The 16,384-nt window shown below is 46.8% G+C and carries 14 protein-coding genes; 9 read left to right on the top strand and 5 right to left on the bottom strand.

Annotated features, from left to right (window positions below; genetic code table 11):
• Positions 1-69 precede the first annotated feature (69 nt).
• The 6 genes from JFC05_RS10220 (at position 70) to JFC05_RS10245 (ending at position 5,668) form a co-directional block, all read left to right on the top strand.
• A complete protein-coding gene (locus JFC05_RS10220) occupies positions 70-498 on the top strand; it encodes a hypothetical protein (RefSeq protein ID WP_075102299.1) in 429 nt (142 codons plus the stop codon).
• A gap of 386 nt (positions 499-884) precedes the next feature.
• Entirely contained in the window at positions 885-1,097 is a 213-nt protein-coding gene (locus JFC05_RS10225) for a cold-shock protein (protein WP_071003179.1), read from the top strand.
• 211 nt (positions 1,098-1,308) lie between these two features.
• The gene (locus JFC05_RS10230) at positions 1,309-1,872 is read left to right on the top strand and encodes a DUF421 domain-containing protein (protein WP_198336810.1); all 564 of its coding nucleotides are present in this window, start codon (positions 1,309-1,311) and stop codon (positions 1,870-1,872) included.
• Between the two features lie 473 nt (positions 1,873-2,345).
• A complete protein-coding gene (locus JFC05_RS10235; protein WP_075102301.1) occupies positions 2,346-3,095 on the top strand; it encodes an electron transfer flavoprotein subunit beta/FixA family protein in 750 nt (249 codons plus the stop codon).
• 155 nt (positions 3,096-3,250) lie between these two features.
• Entirely contained in the window at positions 3,251-4,183 is a 933-nt protein-coding gene (locus tag JFC05_RS10240; RefSeq protein ID WP_105244923.1) for an electron transfer flavoprotein subunit alpha/FixB family protein, read from the top strand.
• A 306-nt stretch (positions 4,184-4,489) separates the two neighbouring features.
• Positions 4,490-5,668 carry a cupin-like domain-containing protein gene (locus JFC05_RS10245; RefSeq protein WP_198336811.1) on the top strand — a complete coding sequence of 393 codons (1,179 nt, stop codon included), beginning with the start codon at positions 4,490-4,492 and terminating at the stop codon, positions 5,666-5,668.
• A 128-nt stretch (positions 5,669-5,796) separates the two neighbouring features.
• Here the strand turns inward: JFC05_RS10245 and JFC05_RS10250 are convergent, their stop codons facing one another.
• Positions 5,797-6,597, bottom strand: a complete 801-nt coding sequence (locus JFC05_RS10250) for a TrmH family RNA methyltransferase (RefSeq protein WP_198336812.1) — start codon at positions 6,595-6,597, stop codon at positions 5,797-5,799.
• Between the two features lie 100 nt (positions 6,598-6,697).
• On the bottom strand, positions 6,698-7,681 hold the full coding sequence (locus tag JFC05_RS10255) for a class 1 fructose-bisphosphatase (protein WP_198336813.1): 984 nt from the start codon (positions 7,679-7,681) through the stop codon (positions 6,698-6,700).
• 394 nt (positions 7,682-8,075) lie between these two features.
• Here JFC05_RS10255 and JFC05_RS10260 point away from each other — a divergent pair, with 394 nt between their 5' ends.
• Genes JFC05_RS10260 through JFC05_RS10270 form a run of 3 tightly spaced genes read left to right on the top strand, consistent with a single transcriptional unit; the run spans position 8,076 to position 10,962 of the window.
• The gene (locus JFC05_RS10260) at positions 8,076-9,149 is read left to right on the top strand and encodes an aspartate carbamoyltransferase catalytic subunit (protein ID WP_198336814.1); all 1,074 of its coding nucleotides are present in this window, start codon (positions 8,076-8,078) and stop codon (positions 9,147-9,149) included.
• A gap of 60 nt (positions 9,150-9,209) precedes the next feature.
• A complete protein-coding gene (locus tag JFC05_RS10265) occupies positions 9,210-10,421 on the top strand; it encodes a dihydroorotase (RefSeq protein WP_413772318.1) in 1,212 nt (403 codons plus the stop codon).
• The gene (locus JFC05_RS10270; RefSeq protein WP_198336815.1) at positions 10,414-10,962 is read left to right on the top strand and encodes a DUF2127 domain-containing protein; all 549 of its coding nucleotides are present in this window, start codon (positions 10,414-10,416) and stop codon (positions 10,960-10,962) included. The genes JFC05_RS10265 and JFC05_RS10270 overlap by 8 nt, the downstream gene beginning before the upstream one ends.
• A 266-nt stretch (positions 10,963-11,228) precedes the next feature.
• Here JFC05_RS10270 and JFC05_RS10275 read toward each other — a convergent pair whose 3' ends face one another.
• From JFC05_RS10275 to JFC05_RS10285, 3 genes are all read right to left on the bottom strand, one after another.
• Positions 11,229-12,503 (bottom strand): cation:proton antiporter, encoded by a 1,275-nt coding sequence (locus JFC05_RS10275; RefSeq protein WP_100749103.1) that lies wholly within the window; start codon positions 12,501-12,503, stop codon positions 11,229-11,231.
• A 48-nt stretch (positions 12,504-12,551) separates the two neighbouring features.
• Positions 12,552-14,123, bottom strand: a complete 1,572-nt coding sequence (locus tag JFC05_RS10280; protein WP_198336816.1) for a DUF2254 domain-containing protein — start codon at positions 14,121-14,123, stop codon at positions 12,552-12,554.
• A 459-nt stretch (positions 14,124-14,582) separates the two neighbouring features.
• The gene (locus JFC05_RS10285; protein ID WP_198336817.1) at positions 14,583-16,154 is read right to left on the bottom strand and encodes a YihY/virulence factor BrkB family protein; all 1,572 of its coding nucleotides are present in this window, start codon (positions 16,152-16,154) and stop codon (positions 14,583-14,585) included.
• Between the last annotated feature and the right edge of the window lie 230 nt (positions 16,155-16,384).

Consider the following 16,384-nt stretch of genomic DNA (forward strand, 5'->3'; position numbering starts at 1 on the left):
AGTCTTTTTTTTTGTCTTTGTCTCATTGTCGCAAAGTGCTTCTTTTTTCTAGAATACAGGTTGTCTGTTGTGCAAATATCTTATCCTGACTGGCTAACGCCGCAATTCGTTTACATTACTCTGAGCGCTGTGGTAGCAGTCTTGATTTGGATAGAAGGGGAGATGCTCAAAAAAACAGACGGCAAACTGCCCAAATCAAAGTTTTTTCAGATCAGCTCATTATTGGATACATCGTGGTTTTTTGTCTCTGTTGTCATGCTCTATGCCATAGACCTAACGCCACTGGCCATTACCGTCCCTGCGGCCTATGGTATCTATACCACCTTTGGCTGGGTCTATGGCACACGCCTGCTCAAACGTAAGGGTATTCCAGACTCACCGCAGGATCTGGTGGTTCCGGCCAAATACATCGCTTATAGCCAGTCGTTTTCATTGATATTTTTTGCGCTTTGTCTATTGGTACTAAGTGCGCCATGGCTCCCGATATCGCAGGGGTAGGGGGCTATTTAGTTATCTCGTTAGAAAGATGATTAGAAGAATAAAAGGATGGCCAAGTAAAAGTAACGTCAATCGTAACGAAAGCAGTTGATGTTATTATTGATAATTCCTTTGTTATCAAATGATTATATTGTATCAGTACTGCCGGTGATCATTGGTTTTTATTCCTCATAACTATTTACAAAAATCATCAATTTAAGCTGTTGCCGTTAGGAAAAGCTGTTATAATCGGCTTGTACCCAGAGGATTTAAAGCAATAACTTTGCTTTATTTAACAGGGGCTTGGTGGTTTTTGCCAGTCCGCTGCAACAAAAGTCATTTGGGTATATATCAATTAATCGGTGACGACACCAGTCTCGCCAACAGTTAAAGAGTTAGGAAAATTTATGTCAGATAAAGTTGAAGGCACTGTAAAGTGGTTTAATGAAGCTAAAGGTTTTGGTTTTATCGCTCAAGACAACGGCGGACAAGACGTATTCGCTCACTACAGCGCCATCCAAGGTAGCGGTTTCAAAACTCTAGCCGAAGGCCAAAAAGTGTCGTTCATCTTAGGTGAGGGCAAAAAAGGTCCACAAGCTGAGCAAATCGAAGCACTATAATCTCTTTGCTGCTTGGGCACACTGATGTTCAGTACGCTCGATGACAGTTAGAGTGACGATATGCATAAACTTTTTGTTTATAAAAACAATAAAAATACTGTTTAGACTTTAAAAAAAAGCAACCTCTTATCAGGTTGCTTTTTTTGTGGGGTTTGTTTTTCGGTTATTTGCGATATAGGATTGATTGAGAATAGCGATATAAGGTTGATTTATGAAGTGGCAGACATGGTTTTCGATTGATTGGCAACAGCTGGTGGGTATATCTTTATCTGCTGTGGGGTTTTATGTGGGCTTGATGCTCTTTACTCGCTTGATGGGGCTGCGCAGTTTTTCAAAACTATCTAGTCACGACTTTGCCATGACGGTTGCTATCGGTAGTATTTTAGCCTCTACGGTGTTGTCTGATTCGCCATCACTGATGCAGGGTCTATTTGCTGTGGCGGTGTTATTTGTCATGCAAGGGCTGATTTCTATGATCAGGCGCAAGGTCAAACCACTCAAATCGTTGATTGACAATAAAGCCATTATATTGATGGCTCACGGCGAGTATTTTGCAGACAATTTGGCCGAGGCAAATTTAAGCACCAGTGATGTACAAGAAGTGCTGCGCAAAAACGGCCTAAAGTCCAAGACAGAAGTGTTTGCGGTGATTATGGAGACGACAGGAGACATGAGCGTCATCAAAAACAATGATGTCCCGCCTGACTGGGCGTTGTTTGATGACATACGTGACAGCGAGCTGTTGATGAGACCAAGCCACCATGAGTCAAGCTAAGCTCAGGCTGCTTTGATGAGCAATGACGCGCCAAACACTGGTAGGGTAAGAAGTCATAACAAAGCCTTAAGCAAGCTGTATGCTAGCAATGCTATAACGGAGTGAAGAATAAAGCTTGGGGTCAAAAAAAGGAAGAGGACATCAGGGGGAATTGTGCGTTTATAAACTATTTATTATAGAATGGTGACAAATTTATGACGCATTATTCACGGCGTTGTCTTGACCTTGGGCCTGTGCTCACGCAAGATACGTAGGTCTGATAATAGCGGCGGGCTTAGCCTTAGTGGATTTTATTAATAAGAAATATGCGACAAATATGCGTTTTGGTATTGTTTCATCTCTCTTAATTAACTACTATCTATTGACGCAGTATAAACCTTGAGTAGTATTTTGAACGACAGTTTGAATAACCATGAACCTTTGGTTCTTAACTGGCAATTTTTTAATTCATAACATTAATAAACGAGGAACGTATGAAAGCATTAGTAGCGGTCAAGCGTGTCATTGATTACAACGTAAAAGTTCGTGTAAAAGCCGATAACTCTGGCGTTGATTTATCAAACACTAAGATGTCAATCAACCCTTTTGACGAGATTGCAGTAGAAGAAGCAGTTCGTCTAAAAGAAGCTGGCGTCATTGACGAGATTATTGTTGCCTCTATTGGTCCTAAAGAGTCACAAGAGCAGATTCGTGCGGCCTTGGCACTGGGCGCAGATCGTGGGGTTTTAGTATTGACTGACGACAAGCCATACCCTCTACAAGTCGCTAAAATCCTAAAAAATATCGCCGAAAGCGAAAGCACCGATATTATTCTTTTGGGTAAACAAGCGATTGATGATGACAACAACCAAACAGGTCAGATGCTTGCAGCATTGATGGGTATCGGTCAGGGTACCTTTGCATCAGAAGTAAAAGTCGAAGGCGATAAAGTAAACGTCACTCGCGAAATCGATGGCGGCTTGCAGACGGTTGCGCTTGATTTGCCAGCAGTCATCACCACTGACTTGCGTTTGAATGAGCCACGTTATGCCAAATTGCCAAACATCATGAAAGCGAAGAAAAAACCGCTTGATGAAAAAACGCCAGCTGATTTTGGTGTAGATATGGCATCTAAGCAAGAGATTATCAAAGTCGTACCACCTGCTGAACGCAAAGCTGGTATCACAGTGGGTTCTGTTGATGAGTTGGTCGATAAGCTAAAAAATGAAGCAAAAGTAATCTAATGTCTTAATGATTGGATACTTCGCGGCGGCATATTGTGTACAAGGCTAAGCCTATAAAGCTGCGTCTATAAAGACAAGTCATAGGGCCATATAGACCACGTTGTACACAAACCCCTTCATGAATCGATGATACGAACAAATAAAGGATTAAAACAATGGCAATTTTGGTATATGCAGAACATGACAATGCCAGTCTAAAAAAGGCAACTTTGAACACCATCGCAGCAGCAAAACAAATGGGCGATGACGTTCATGTATTGGTCGCAGGTAGCGGCGCGCAAGCAGTCGCTGATGAAGCAGCAAAAGCTGAAGGCGTGACCAAAGTATTACTGGCAGACAACGCAGCATATGAGCACCAATTAGCGGGTAATGTGGCTCTATTGGTTGCTGATGTGGCCGGCGATTATAGCCATATCGTTGCTGCAGCGACCACCACTGGCAAAAACTTTATGCCACGTGTGGCCGCATTGCTAGATGTGAGCATGCTCTCTGAAATCTCAGCAGTCGTAGATGCGCAAACCTTTGAGCGTCCTATCTATGCTGGTAATGCGACCGCTACCGTGAAGACATCAGAAGATAAAGTGGTCGTTACGGTTCGTACCACAGCGTTCGATCCAGTAGCTGCTGAAGGCGGCTCGGCGACGGTTGAGACTATTGACAGTGTGCAAGAGACGGGCAAAGCAAGCTTTGTCAATGAAGAGATGGCGCAATCTGACCGTCCTGAGCTGACGTCAGCGAGTATCGTTGTCTCTGGTGGCCGTGCATTGGCAAACGGTGAGAACTTCACCAAATACATCGAGCCATTAGCTGACAAGCTAGGCGCTGCGGTTGGCGCATCACGTGCCGCTGTGGATGCAGGCTATGTACCAAACGATATGCAGGTCGGTCAAACCGGTAAGATCGTTGCGCCGCAGCTATATATCGCAGCTGGTATCTCAGGTGCAATTCAGCATTTGGCCGGTATGAAAGACTCTAAAGTCATCGTGGCGATCAACAATGACCCAGAAGCGCCAATCGCTAGCGTTGCTGATTACTTCTTAGAAGCAGATTTGTTTGAAGCGCTTCCTGAGCTAACCAGCAAAATCTAAGTTTATATGACTAAGCACTTGTCTGTGCTTATACATAGTTAATGGTAAGTTAAAGGCCTTCGGTTTATTGGACCGGAGGCTTTTTTATGAGTGTTTTATCACAACCGCAAAAGACGATAATGTCGTGATGATTGGCTGATAACATGCTATGTTATACGGCTGAGAGGTAACGATAGTAGTGATGACGCTGTCTATCAATGGTTTCATAAAGCAAAGGCTTTATAAAACCAAAGCATCAATCAAGGAATGAGTAATCTAAAGGATTAGGAGGTACCAATAAGTGCAGCACTAAATACGGCAACAGCTTTGCCTCAAGAGTGGCAAGAGTGGGTGATGACCAATATCATGCGCGGCGTACAGACAGATGCCATCATCGACACCCTAAAAAACCATCACTTTTCTGATGCTCAGATCAAAGCTGCGTTAAGCGACGAGCCAGAGCTGGCAGCGAATGAGAGCAAGCAGACCATACGCAAGCTGCCAAATAATTGGAAAGAGTGGGTCGCTAGCAATTTGCTTGCAGGAACGAGTAAGGCAGGCATAGTTAAGACGCTGGCGCAACAAGGGTTTAGCAGCGCTGAGATTGCGCTAGAGATACAAACCGCGAGCAAAAGCCCTTATCTACGAGCAGCGGCAAAAACCGCTCAGACCCTCAAAAAACGTGAATGGCTACTTGCGACTTGTGACCACCTCGCGCGGTTAGATCCTGGCTATAATCAGCAGCTTGATGTCATCGATACGCCGGCTTTTGAGGTGTTTATTAAAAACTACTACAGTAAGCACAAACCTGTCGTACTCCAAAACGGCATCAACCATTGGCCAGCGCTCAAAAAATGGAGCCCGCGATACTTTGCTGAGGTCTTGGGCGCGGCTGAGATTCAAGTACAGTTTGACCGTGAAAGTGATGCGTTGTTTGAACGTCATTCTGATAAATACCGCAAATCGATGCGCATGTCTGAATTTGTCGATATGATAGAAAATAATGGCGAAAGCAACAATTATTATATGACTGCCAACAATACACAGCAAAATGTCGATGCCATCAAGCCTGCGTTTGCCGGTATTGGGGATTTTGGAGACGGCTATCGTCAGCTTTTGGCTGATGATCCAGCCTTTAGCACGTATTTTTGGATGGGACCAAAAGGCACCTTTACGCCGTTACACCATGATTTGACCAATAACATGCTGGTGCAAATCTACGGCCGCAAAAAAGTCACCTTGATTCCAGCGTGGCAAGTGCCATGGATGTACAACGATTTGCATGTCTATAGTGAAGTGGATTTTCCTAATGTGAATCTAAAAACTCACCCGCTAATGCAGCATGTCACGCCTGTCGAGGTGACGATTGCGGCAGGCGATGCGTTGTTTATTCCGATTGGATGGTGGCACTGCGTGGAAGGATTAGATAAATCCATTAGTATCAGCTTTACCAATTTCAATGCACCAAACAGCTATGCAGAAGGCTTTAAAAAAGCACAGGGCTGAGCGGCATCATAAAGGTTTTTCGGTTTTGTGACTTCAACGAAAAAGGACTGATAACCTACTGCGTTATCAGTCCTTTTTATGCGTATCTCGAAAGCTGAGGCATGCGTTTTAGCACAAAGACAGGTGTACTAAAGGGTAGCGTATTTTCGTTGACGTAATGTCTCATATAGGCATAGTGAGCCTGCGATGGCGACGTTGAGGCTTTCTTGACCATTGGGCTGTGGTAGGGCAATGGGCGTGGCGCATTGCATCAGCTCGGCACACACCCCTTGACCCTCATGACCCATAATCCAAGCGATAGGCTGGGTCAAATCGTGCTGATAAATAAGCGTATCAGTGTGGGAGCTGGTGGCAAATAACGGCGCTTGCACATGATCTAAAATGTCTTGAATACTCAAGCCTTCATAGATATGTAGGGCAAACTGTGCGCCCATACCTGCTCGCAAGGTCTTAGGCGACCAAGCCTGCGCCGTCGCGCTGGTACATAAAATATGAGGGATACCAACCGCTGCTGCTGTGCGTAGCAAGGTGCCCACATTGCCACTGTCTTGTACGTCATTGAGGATCAAACAATCCTCTGCAAGCATCGGTAAGCTGGGCGTGGGTATGGTAATCAGCGCCATGATGTCGATACCCGTACCGAGACTACGAATACTCTCGTACAGCGAGTCTGATAGCGTTATGATCGGCGTATGACTTGGTAGGCGCGTCAATAGTTGCCCAACCTCAGGATGCGTATGCGCTGATTCAGCCAGCAGGATTTGGGCAAACGGATAATCACTACGCAATGCAGCATCAATCAGATGTACGCCTTCGAGTACGGTCTGGCTGTGTTTTTTGCGCTGGCGGGCTTGCGTCAACAAACCTTTGACCAGCTTGACGGTATTATTCTTATCTGAGGTAATCAGCTCGGTGGGGTTTGCTACCATAATAGATCGCTTAGAGAAAAATATAAGTGAAGCAATCAGGATAAGGTGCGATTAAACAAAACAAGCGTTATCCTGATTGCGATAAACCGATGGGTCAAGCTTATGAGTGAGTGTGCTGTACGTGCAAGTCTTTGACATAGTTGACTTCGTTTTTGCTGCCTAATACCACCGGCACACGCTGGTGAATGTCAGTCGGCTCGATGTCCAAAATACGGTTGATGGCATCTGTCGCCGCGCCGCCTGCCCGCTCAATCAGCAAACTCATCGGATTGGCTTCATACATCAAACGCAGCTTACCTGCCTTGTTAGGGTATTTGGTGTCGAACGGATAAGTAAAGAGACCACCGCGGCATAAAATGCGATGAACATCGCCGACCATTGCAGCGACCCAGCGCGTATTAAAATCACGGCCGCGAACGCCCGTCTTGCCCGCGATAAGCTCATCGATATATTGCTGCATCGGCGCCAGCCAGTAGCGATAATTGGAAGCATTAATAGCATATTCGCTGGTATCGGCGGCGATTTGCACATGGTCATTGATAAGAATATAGTCGCCACTGTCTGGGTCTAGGCTAAACATAACCACATTATCAGCGATGGTCAGTGCCAGCACCGTAGAGGTGCCATATAGCAAGTAACCAGCTGCCAGCTGCTGATTGCCCGCTTGCAAAAAGTCACTGTTTTCGCTGTTCTGCCCTTGACGCTCATACGGTAAGATAGAAAAAATGGTGCCAACCGCCATGTTGATGTCGATGTTTGATGAGCCGTCGAGCGGGTCAAACAACACCAATAGGCTACCATCTGCATTGGCAGGGGTGGCATCATCTAACTCTTCTGAGGCGACGCCTGCGCAGTGAGTGTTTTTTGCTAAGGCGTCCAGCAGTAAGTCATTGGCCAGCACGTCTAGCTTTTTTTGCTCTTCGCCTTGGACGTTTTGATTGCCCGCTTCGCCCAAGATATCGGCGAGCGCGCCTTTTTTGAGCAGCCCAGAGATGGTCTTGCCCACCTCCGTCACGGTGGTGATTACGTCGCTAAGCGCAGGGTCTTTAGCATGCGCGTCTAGATAATTTGCTAAGGTGCTCATAAGGCTTCCTGATAAGTTATATAAAGAGATAAAATAAAAAACGGATCATGATAAAAAGATGTCGTGGCCATCGCTCAACGGCTAAGCAAATTTTGAAATAGCTGATAGCGCGTCTTTGTCCTGACCACAAAATCAGCTACACTATGTGCATTGTTAATGATTTATGGTTTGACTCGGCGGCGTCCTGAAGGCGACAAGATATCTCACCGATAAGACGCTTGTGTCATTAGGGTAAATTGTAGCAAATAAGCGCTAAAAAGTCCCCGTGTCTGCCCATGCCAACACCAAATGATCGAATAAAAGCCAATAAAGACTGACGGGCTGTGTATCATGGACGTATCTTATACAGTCCTTCATATAGCCTCATATCAACTCACAATAAAGACGTGTCCTTATGCCAAACTCTATCGATAGTCCCTTAACGCAGTCGGTCTCACCCACTGATTATGCCAAGTTCGACCCCAATACCATTCATCAAAGGCTCAATAGCTCATTGAGTCGTCCGCAGCTCAATGCAGACAATCGTATTCGTCACTTTTTGGGCGTAGAAGGACTCAATAAGGCTCAGCTGCAAGCAATCATCGCCAAAGCAGAGACTTTTTTTGATGAAAATGGGCAACTGATTAACCGTCCTGAGCTTGACGGCTATACGGTGATGAACTTATTTTTTGAACCATCGACGCGTACCCGTACGACCTTTGAAGTGGCCGAAAAACGTCTTGGTGCCAATGTGCTCAATATCGATATCGAACGCTCTAGTACCAAAAAGGGCGAGAGCCTACGCGATACCTTGTGGAATCTGCAAGCCATGACGGCAGATATCTTTGTGGTGCGTCATTCGGCCTCGGGTGCAGCGCACTTTATGGCGACAGAGGTGACGCCTGATATTGCTATCATCAATGGTGGGGATGGCTGGCATGCGCATCCGACTCAAGGTATGCTCGATATGCTGACGATTCACCGCGAAGCACCGCGGCCGTTTGAGGCGCTATCAGTAGCCATTATTGGTGATATTAAACACTCTCGGGTAGCTCGCTCGGACATCAGTGCGCTGCAGACCTTAGGCGTAAAAGACATTCGTGTCTGCGCACCGCGTACCTTACTGCCAAAAGGTATTGAACGGTATGGTGTCAAGGTCTATGAAGACATGAATGCGTGCGTCAGCGATTGTGATGTCATCATGGGCTTGAGAATTCAAAATGAGCGTATTGGCTCGCCGCTACTGGCATCATCTAGTGAGTACTACAAACATTATGGCATCACCCCAGAGCGGGTGGCATTGGCCAAGCCTGATGCCCTCGTCATGCACCCAGGGCCGATGAACCGCGGGGTAGAGATTGCCTCAAGCGTGGCTGATGGCGCTCAGTCGGTCATCTTAAAGCAGGTGAATAATGGTATTGCGATTCGTATGGCGGTGTTGGCATTGGCCATGGAAGGTCAGCGCGCCCATCAGGCGGCTCGCCTATAAAGCCCAAACGATTATTTTACTCTTTTTTATTTTCATTTTATCGATACGGTAATAACGCTCATGTCTACTACACTCAATACAGATGCGCCGATATTTGACCACCTGCCGGCCGCCATCAAACAATCATTACCAAGCACTGTCTATGATAAGCTCGCAAGCTTAGAGGCGGGGCGCGAGATGTGGCTGCTCCCACCATTGGTCGATTTGTGCGCGCGTTTGCGCGAGCCAGGTCAGCAGCAGCATGGCACCTTACAGTCAGAAGGGTCGGCGGCGCGTGGCAATGGGTTTTTGCATGTGGTCATTCCGCCCGACACGACCCCCATTTTAGAAAACGGATCATTATTAAAAGGCCTACGTGAGCGTGCGCTGAGCGATGGCGGCATTCATTTGCATATTTTAGGTGCATTGACGGCAGGTCTAGAAGGTGAGCGCCCCTCTAACATCGCTGGCCTAAAAAAAGGCGGCTGCATCGCGGTTTCTAATGCACGCAGACCCTTTAGCAATGATCTGGTGCTGCTACGTACGCTTGAGTACGCGGCCACGTTTGGTATGAAGGTATTCTTTTATCCCAATGAGCCAAGTCTGGCGGGAGAAGGGGTGGCGCATGAGGGCTATATTGCATCTTATCATGGCTTACAAGGTATCCCGTGGATCGCTGAGACAGTGGCTTTGTCTACGCAGCTGCTGATGGTGGAAGAAACAGGCATTGCCGCCCACTTTAGCCAGCTGTCTTGCAAGTCTTCGATTGAGCTGATGCGCTGGGCAAAAGATAAGGGCTTGCCTGTCACGTGTGATGTGGCCATGCATCAGCTTTATTTGACCGATGATAATTTGGAAGGTTTTAACGCCCAAGCGTATGTGCTGCCGCCGCTGCGTAGTAATACCGATCAGCAAGCCATTCGCCGTGGCCTAAAAGACGGGACCATCGATGCCATCTGTAGCCATCATGAGCCACTCAATAGCACCGCCAAAAAAGCCCCGTTTGCTGAGAGCACTCCTGGTATCTCAAACTTTGATACCTTTATGGCGCTGGCTTGTCAGTTGGTACACGACGAGGTCTTAACGCTCGAGCAACTGGTAGATAAAATCTGTCTCAATCCTGCTAAAATCGCAGGCATCAGTGAGCAATATGAGCACATCGGTGGCGCGGTATTGGTCGATCCTACACTAAAATGGCAAGTCACCAAAGAGTCTATGCTCTCAAACGGCAAAAACACGCCATTCTTTAACCAGCAGTTGCAAGGCCGCGTCGTGGAGACTTTCTTTGGCTAATCTGCCTCGATCAGATGATCGTTTGCCGCCATCTGTCGAGGATGGCTCTTCTCATGCGCCCCACCGATCACACAAGTCGACGAGCACCGCCAGTGAATCTATCAAAGCAGTGGCCATCTATGAGGTGGTCAAAGGGACGGGGGCTATTCTTGGCGCTGGGGCGTTATGGTCATGGCATGCAAGCCTTGAGTACTGGCTAAGCCATGCAAATGACGCTTGGCAGCAAAGCTTCGGTCAGCTGCTAGCGCCGCAGATCGAAAGTGCGGTGCGCATTGCCCAGCAGGCCAGTAAAAACTGGCCCATGTTTTTGCTACTGATCGTTGCGTACGCCAGCTTGCGTTTTTTGGAGGCGTATGGCTTGTGGCAAGATAAGACATGGGCGTATTGGTTTGGTGTGCTGGGCTATGGCATATTTATACCTATCGAGATTTACTATTTGCTAGCCCGCCCGTTTGATTGGTTTAAGCTTGCGATACTGATTTCAAATATCGTTATCGTGTTTGTGGTTTATCGCAATATGAAACGAAAGGGGTTGATATAACGATTTTATTTAGCCCATCAACTCAGTAGTACCGTCAAACATAGTCGAGTCCAAGTAAAACAGATACATGGCTATCAAGTCGCTCAATGAAACGTTGTTTTTCTTGGGTGCTGTGCCTACGCCGACAGAGGCTACGAAAAACAACTTTTCCTCTCAAGGTATCATTTTTATATCGGATTGACTGTACAGTAGACCAGCATAGCAATAAATGCTTATGCTGGTCTTTTTTATGATGATAATAGAGGGACAAACGACTTTTAAGCGAATTATAGCGTGGTGGCCTGCTTATCAGGCGCAATGCTTTTTGCGACCTTACCAACGCTCAAGCCTTGTACCAAGATAGAGAAGATGACCACCGCATACGTGAGCGCCAGTAAAATGTCACGCTCTGCGCCCGTTGGTAGCTGCAGCACCAGTGCCACCGAGATGCCGCCGCGCAGTCCGCCCCATGTCAGTACTTTCCACGCTCCAGTTGGCAAGTCAAGCTGCCGCTGAAGGGTCTTTGTGGTCATACCGACAACGATAAAACGGGCAAGCAAGGCAATAACAATCGTCAAACCTGCAGCGATAAATAAATTGCCAGAATATGCAATCATCACCACCTCAAGTCCAATTAAGACAAATAAAATCGCATTGAGAATCTCATCGATCAGCTCCCAAAATAGATCGATATAGTGTCGTGTTTTGTCACTCATCGCCAGTGCTCGTCCGCGATTACCGACCATCAGTCCCATCATGACCATGGCCAGTGGCCCTGAGAGATGCCAATGACTGGCCAGCGCATAGCCGCCGATCACCCCCGCCAGCGTCAATAGCACCTCTTCTTGATAACTATCAATGCTCTTTAGCATATAGTACAAAATCGCCCCGAGCACCAGACCAAACACAATGCCGCCGCCTGCCTCAACGGCCAAGGTATGGGCCACATAGTTGGCTGTTGGGATATCGCCGCTGGATAAAATACCAAGTAGCAGGACAAAAATAACGACGCCGATACCATCATTAAACAACGACTCGCCTGCGATGACGGTCTCTAAGCTTTTTGGGGCGCCAGCGGATGATAAGATGCCCATCACCGCGATAGGGTCGGTCGGCGAGATTAAAGCGCCAAACAACAAACACCAAAGAAACGGCAAGCCAAATCCAAAGAAGGGCAACATAAGATAGAGCGCAGTGGCGATTAGCAAGGCTGAGACTAGGGTACCCACGCAGGCGAGAATACCAATGGGCAGTCGATAGCGTTTTAAGTCACTGATATTGACATGCAGTGCCCCTGCAAATAAAAGCATCGAGAGCATACCGTCCAATAGCACCTCGGTAAAATCTAGCTGCTCTAGTAAGCTCACTTCATAATCAATGAGCTGGTCGAACCCCAAAAAACCCAAAAAAATCGCACCGATAGATAGGACAATCGAGATGACCATGACTCCAATGGTCGTGGGCAGACCGATAAAGCGATGATTGACATAGGTCAGCAGGGCAGTAATCGATAAAAAGATAGCGCTGATTTCAAGTATGGTCAGGCTGGTTGCAGATGCCATAAAACAGGTCTCTTATGAGTGATAAGTAGTAAAAGTAATCAGTACAAATTATTTAGTGTGCGCCTGCAGACTTTGGTGAATGCTGGCGGCAAAGTCACTGACATAGTGAAAGTGTTGGTGCTGCGAGTTTTTATCAATAATAAAGGCTTTGGCTTGCTGACACATCGCGCTTAGGTCATCGATAAGCTCTTGGTAGCTTAGGTTTTCTTCTCCTGCGCGCTCAATTAGCTGTAGCTCATGCAGCAAGGTCTGCTGCTGTGCTTGATTGATACAGGCATAGTTGAGATTGACCATCGCTTGACACAGCGCCTTTAGGACCATGGCATCAGCTGCGGCATAGCGCCGAATCTCTCCAAGTGAGGTATTGATGAATTCTGATATTTTGGGCGTATAAGTCACCACGGCCAAGATAGCCACGCGCTGCTGCGCCACTACTTGTTTTGGTATGGCGGTATACGGCGGTTTGTCACGGTGCTCGGCAGGTACATAAAAATGATAGGGGCTGGGCGGCTGACGACGCATCATAATGCTCAGGCAACTGGTGAGCGATTGTACGCAGTTGACGGCTGTTTTTGGGTCATTGATACCAGGTGAGAGGGCGCGCACCGCAATCTCGGTCATCTGCCCCAGACTATAGGCGATATCATTGGAGTGTGCCAGTCGCTGCTCGATACGAATACAACCGGCAAAGCGCTGCCAAAACATACCATCAGGGGCACGTGGCACCACGGCCAACTGCGGCGTTGCGGTTTTTTGCCGATTATTGGGATGGTCTGTCGGACGTTGATAAAAATGCCCAATGACGTTTTTGTCAGTGACATAATCACCGAGGTTGCTCTGCAGATGCACCACGCCGCCATACTCTTGAGTCAGGGTGATTAATGACTCCAAATAAATGTGCTGCAGGTAGCCCGATTGCGGCGGATAAATCGGCGTTGCCTGCCACTGGTGAAACTGCTCGACATCGTGCTGCTCGACATCGCGCTGATGCTGAATATCACAATAATCGCCATACCAGTAGTGAATATTATTAATGGCATCGTTGCTGGCGTTTTGAATGACGTGCGAGGCCTGAATAGCGTGGACCATATGCTGGACAAAATAGACCAATAACAGCGCACAGATGATCGCCATGATAATCCCAAAGGTCACCGCCAGTTGCGGTACGCCAAAGGCCACATCATACTTATGAATCGACTTGAGTACCAACAAGCTATAGCTAAAGGTACCAATAAACGCCCCTAAGACAAACTGGTTTGGTGTGTCTGTCAAAAAGTTGCGTAATAGCCGTGGGCCAAACTGGGAGGAGGCCATCGAAAGAACGGCAATCGTAATTGAGAACGTCGTACCAGCAACGCCCAATACAGCGCCAGCAATCGAGGTCATGATGGCGCGCGCCGCATCGTCATCACCCGTAAAAGCAAAGGTAATCTCTCGAACGGTCTCGCGGTCAAAGTGCTGATCTATCGTCACCAATACCGGCGCCAGTAAGATGCCGGCGATGACGCAAGCAGTTGGAATAAACCAATAAGAGCCGATCAACTCCTGCCACAAATTTCTTAGACGATCGGGCAGGTCAGCCAATGTCTGTAACGACCAAAGCTGCGAAAACGCCTTCATTCTCTGCACTGAAAATAAGAGTAGTCGCTTAAAAAAGCCATTTTCAGGATGTTTGTCCAATGTTCGCGCTCCAAAAATGACTGACGAGATCGTATATAGTGAATCTATTTTAAAACAGGTATCGTCCTACAGGGATTCATTGTCCTTGCTTGCTGCGTCTACGCCCTATAGCCGGTTCAAAATAAAATGGTGATAAATTTAAGCGTAACGCTGGAGTAATCTTTTGACTATTTATTACCTTATCATATAAATAATAACGATGAAAAATTTAGTAAAAATAAGCCCCTATTATATAGTTAGCTGAATATAAAACTATTATGGATTTAAACGCGCCACTGGTATAAATTTTACTTGCGTGCTGCGCTCCCAGAGGCTGCGCAACCTACGTTTAAAAATAGCATCCCAGTAGCGCTATGACATTTTTAGAGTGTATCGACTATAGAAGCTTATTTTAGCAAACTAATTTTTATTATTAGAGCCGTGCTTAGGGTTGTCCGCTTCGGTGATGATTGTGCTTTTGTGTCCCCATCTGCTGGTTTGTGGAGACGGCGGCGTTTTTGGGTCTATAGGAATGATGATTTCATTATCATGCGCATCACACTCAACCTTACTGTCCTTGTCATAAGCGGCTGGATCAAAGTGCGGGGTCGCTGTTGTATCAGTTGACTGTTGAGCTAAGCTGTTAGGAGCGGCTTGCGATGTTTTTCTAAATTCAGGTTTTTTAAATAAAGGGTGTTGGGTGTTTTTATTCGTGCCTTTGTCATCAGGGTTTTTGCGCGGTTCGGCGTTGGTAAAGATAACATTCAACGGCAAATCTAGCTGCTGCTTGGCATAGGCTTCCGTATGCTCAAATCGATCCACTAGGAGGCTGAGCCATGGCTTTTGCTCTTCTACTCTCATCTCATCGAGCTCGTCTTTGATCGGCAAAGGATAGGGCAAAGTGCGATAAAAATCCCACAATGTCATCTTGCTCAAGTCTTTTTTGAGTACATAGTCCTCATCTTCGGTCATGGTGATGAGGTTGCTGTCTTGGAGGTAGTTGATATAGGTATACCATTTGGGTAGCTCTTTGCGGCCCAACACATTGCGCAGGGCTTGCTCACTGACCGCTTCGCCTTTTAGATGATGGGTGTACACAAGGTTTAACATGTCGAGTAAGCTCAGCAGTGGATGGCGCGGGTAGACTTCTTCGGTCTCAAAAATAGTTAAGGTATAGCTGATCTCAACGCCTAACAAAATCAAATTCCAAGACAGGTATATCCATAACAAAAAGATAGGCAAGGCGGCAAAGGCTCCGTAAATGGCCTCATAGCTGGTAAAGTTTGCCATCACTGTGCCAAACAGATGCTTCATCAGCTCAAAAATAATCGTCACCAAGACCCCAGCGATGGCTGCATTTTTTGCGGGCACACGGGCTTTGGGAATAAACCAATACATCCCTATAAAGCCGGCCATGGTGATACCAACCGACACCACTTGTACCCAAAATCCCCAATCAATACCGTAGCCTGCTATTTGGCGATTTAAAAAACTCAAGCTTTGTACCGTGCTTGAAGCGATAAACGCTGTACCCAGCACCATAGGCCCCAAGGTCACAATCGTCCAATAGCGCAGCAGACTCTTTATACCACCTGAGCGGCTCTCCACCCGCCAGATTTGATTAAAGGCACGCTCAATGGTGGTCAAGGTCATGATGGTGGTAAAAAATAGCACCATGGCGCCGATGATGGTAAGGTTCGATGATTTTTCAGCGAAGCTATTGATATATTCACTGACTTGCATGCTCGATTGCGGCAATAAGTTGCTATAAATTACCTCATATATCTCTGCTCTGACGGATGCCAGTGCCGGTACAGAGGACAATATCATGAGCAAAACGGTCAATACAGGCACGATCGACAGCATGGTGGTATACGTAAGGGAGGCGGCTTTTTGCTGGCAGTTGTCTTCAAAAAAGTGCCGCGTCAAAAACCGTAAAAACTGGAACCAGCGCTGATGTAAAAATGGGAGTCTTTTGCTTAAGTTTTCCATAGTGACCATTTAGCAGGAAGTAGAGAGACAATAGTGTAACAAAGATGCGTCGTTATCATCTGCCGTTTAATTGTGTCAAAATGCACAGCGGCTCTTTGATAAGGCATCAGGTAGGCGTGGCTGGAGTAAGTGGTCGTAAAATAGTCGTCAGCTGGTTTGCATGTCGGTGAATGACTGGGGCATAATGAGCACATCATCGCATCGCCTATCGCGGGCGATATCGTTATTGA

This window comes from Psychrobacter celer (assembly GCF_016107555.1).
Lineage (GTDB): Bacteria > Pseudomonadota > Gammaproteobacteria > Pseudomonadales > Moraxellaceae > Psychrobacter > Psychrobacter celer.

Bases quoted from the DNA above. Each gene is read 5' to 3' on its own strand.
- JFC05_RS10225 (WP_071003179.1), top strand. From the start codon at position 885: ATGTCAGATAAAGTTGAAGGCACTGTAAAGTGGTTTAATGAAGCTAAA.
- JFC05_RS10230 (WP_198336810.1), top strand. From the start codon at position 1,309: ATGAAGTGGCAGACATGGTTTTCGATTGATTGGCAACAGCTGGTGGGT.
- JFC05_RS10235 (WP_075102301.1), top strand. From the start codon at position 2,346: ATGAAAGCATTAGTAGCGGTCAAGCGTGTCATTGATTACAACGTAAAA.
- JFC05_RS10240 (WP_105244923.1), top strand. From the start codon at position 3,251: ATGGCAATTTTGGTATATGCAGAACATGACAATGCCAGTCTAAAAAAG.
- JFC05_RS10250 (WP_198336812.1), bottom strand. From the start codon at position 6,597: ATGGTAGCAAACCCCACCGAGCTGATTACCTCAGATAAGAATAATACC.
- JFC05_RS10255 (WP_198336813.1), bottom strand. From the start codon at position 7,681: ATGAGCACCTTAGCAAATTATCTAGACGCGCATGCTAAAGACCCTGCG.
- JFC05_RS10260 (WP_198336814.1), top strand. From the start codon at position 8,076: ATGCCAAACTCTATCGATAGTCCCTTAACGCAGTCGGTCTCACCCACT.
- JFC05_RS10265 (WP_413772318.1), top strand. From the start codon at position 9,210: ATGTCTACTACACTCAATACAGATGCGCCGATATTTGACCACCTGCCG.
- JFC05_RS10275 (WP_100749103.1), bottom strand. From the start codon at position 12,503: ATGGCATCTGCAACCAGCCTGACCATACTTGAAATCAGCGCTATCTTT.
- JFC05_RS10280 (WP_198336816.1), bottom strand. From the start codon at position 14,123: ATGAAGGCGTTTTCGCAGCTTTGGTCGTTACAGACATTGGCTGACCTG.
- JFC05_RS10285 (WP_198336817.1), bottom strand. From the start codon at position 16,154: ATGGAAAACTTAAGCAAAAGACTCCCATTTTTACATCAGCGCTGGTTC.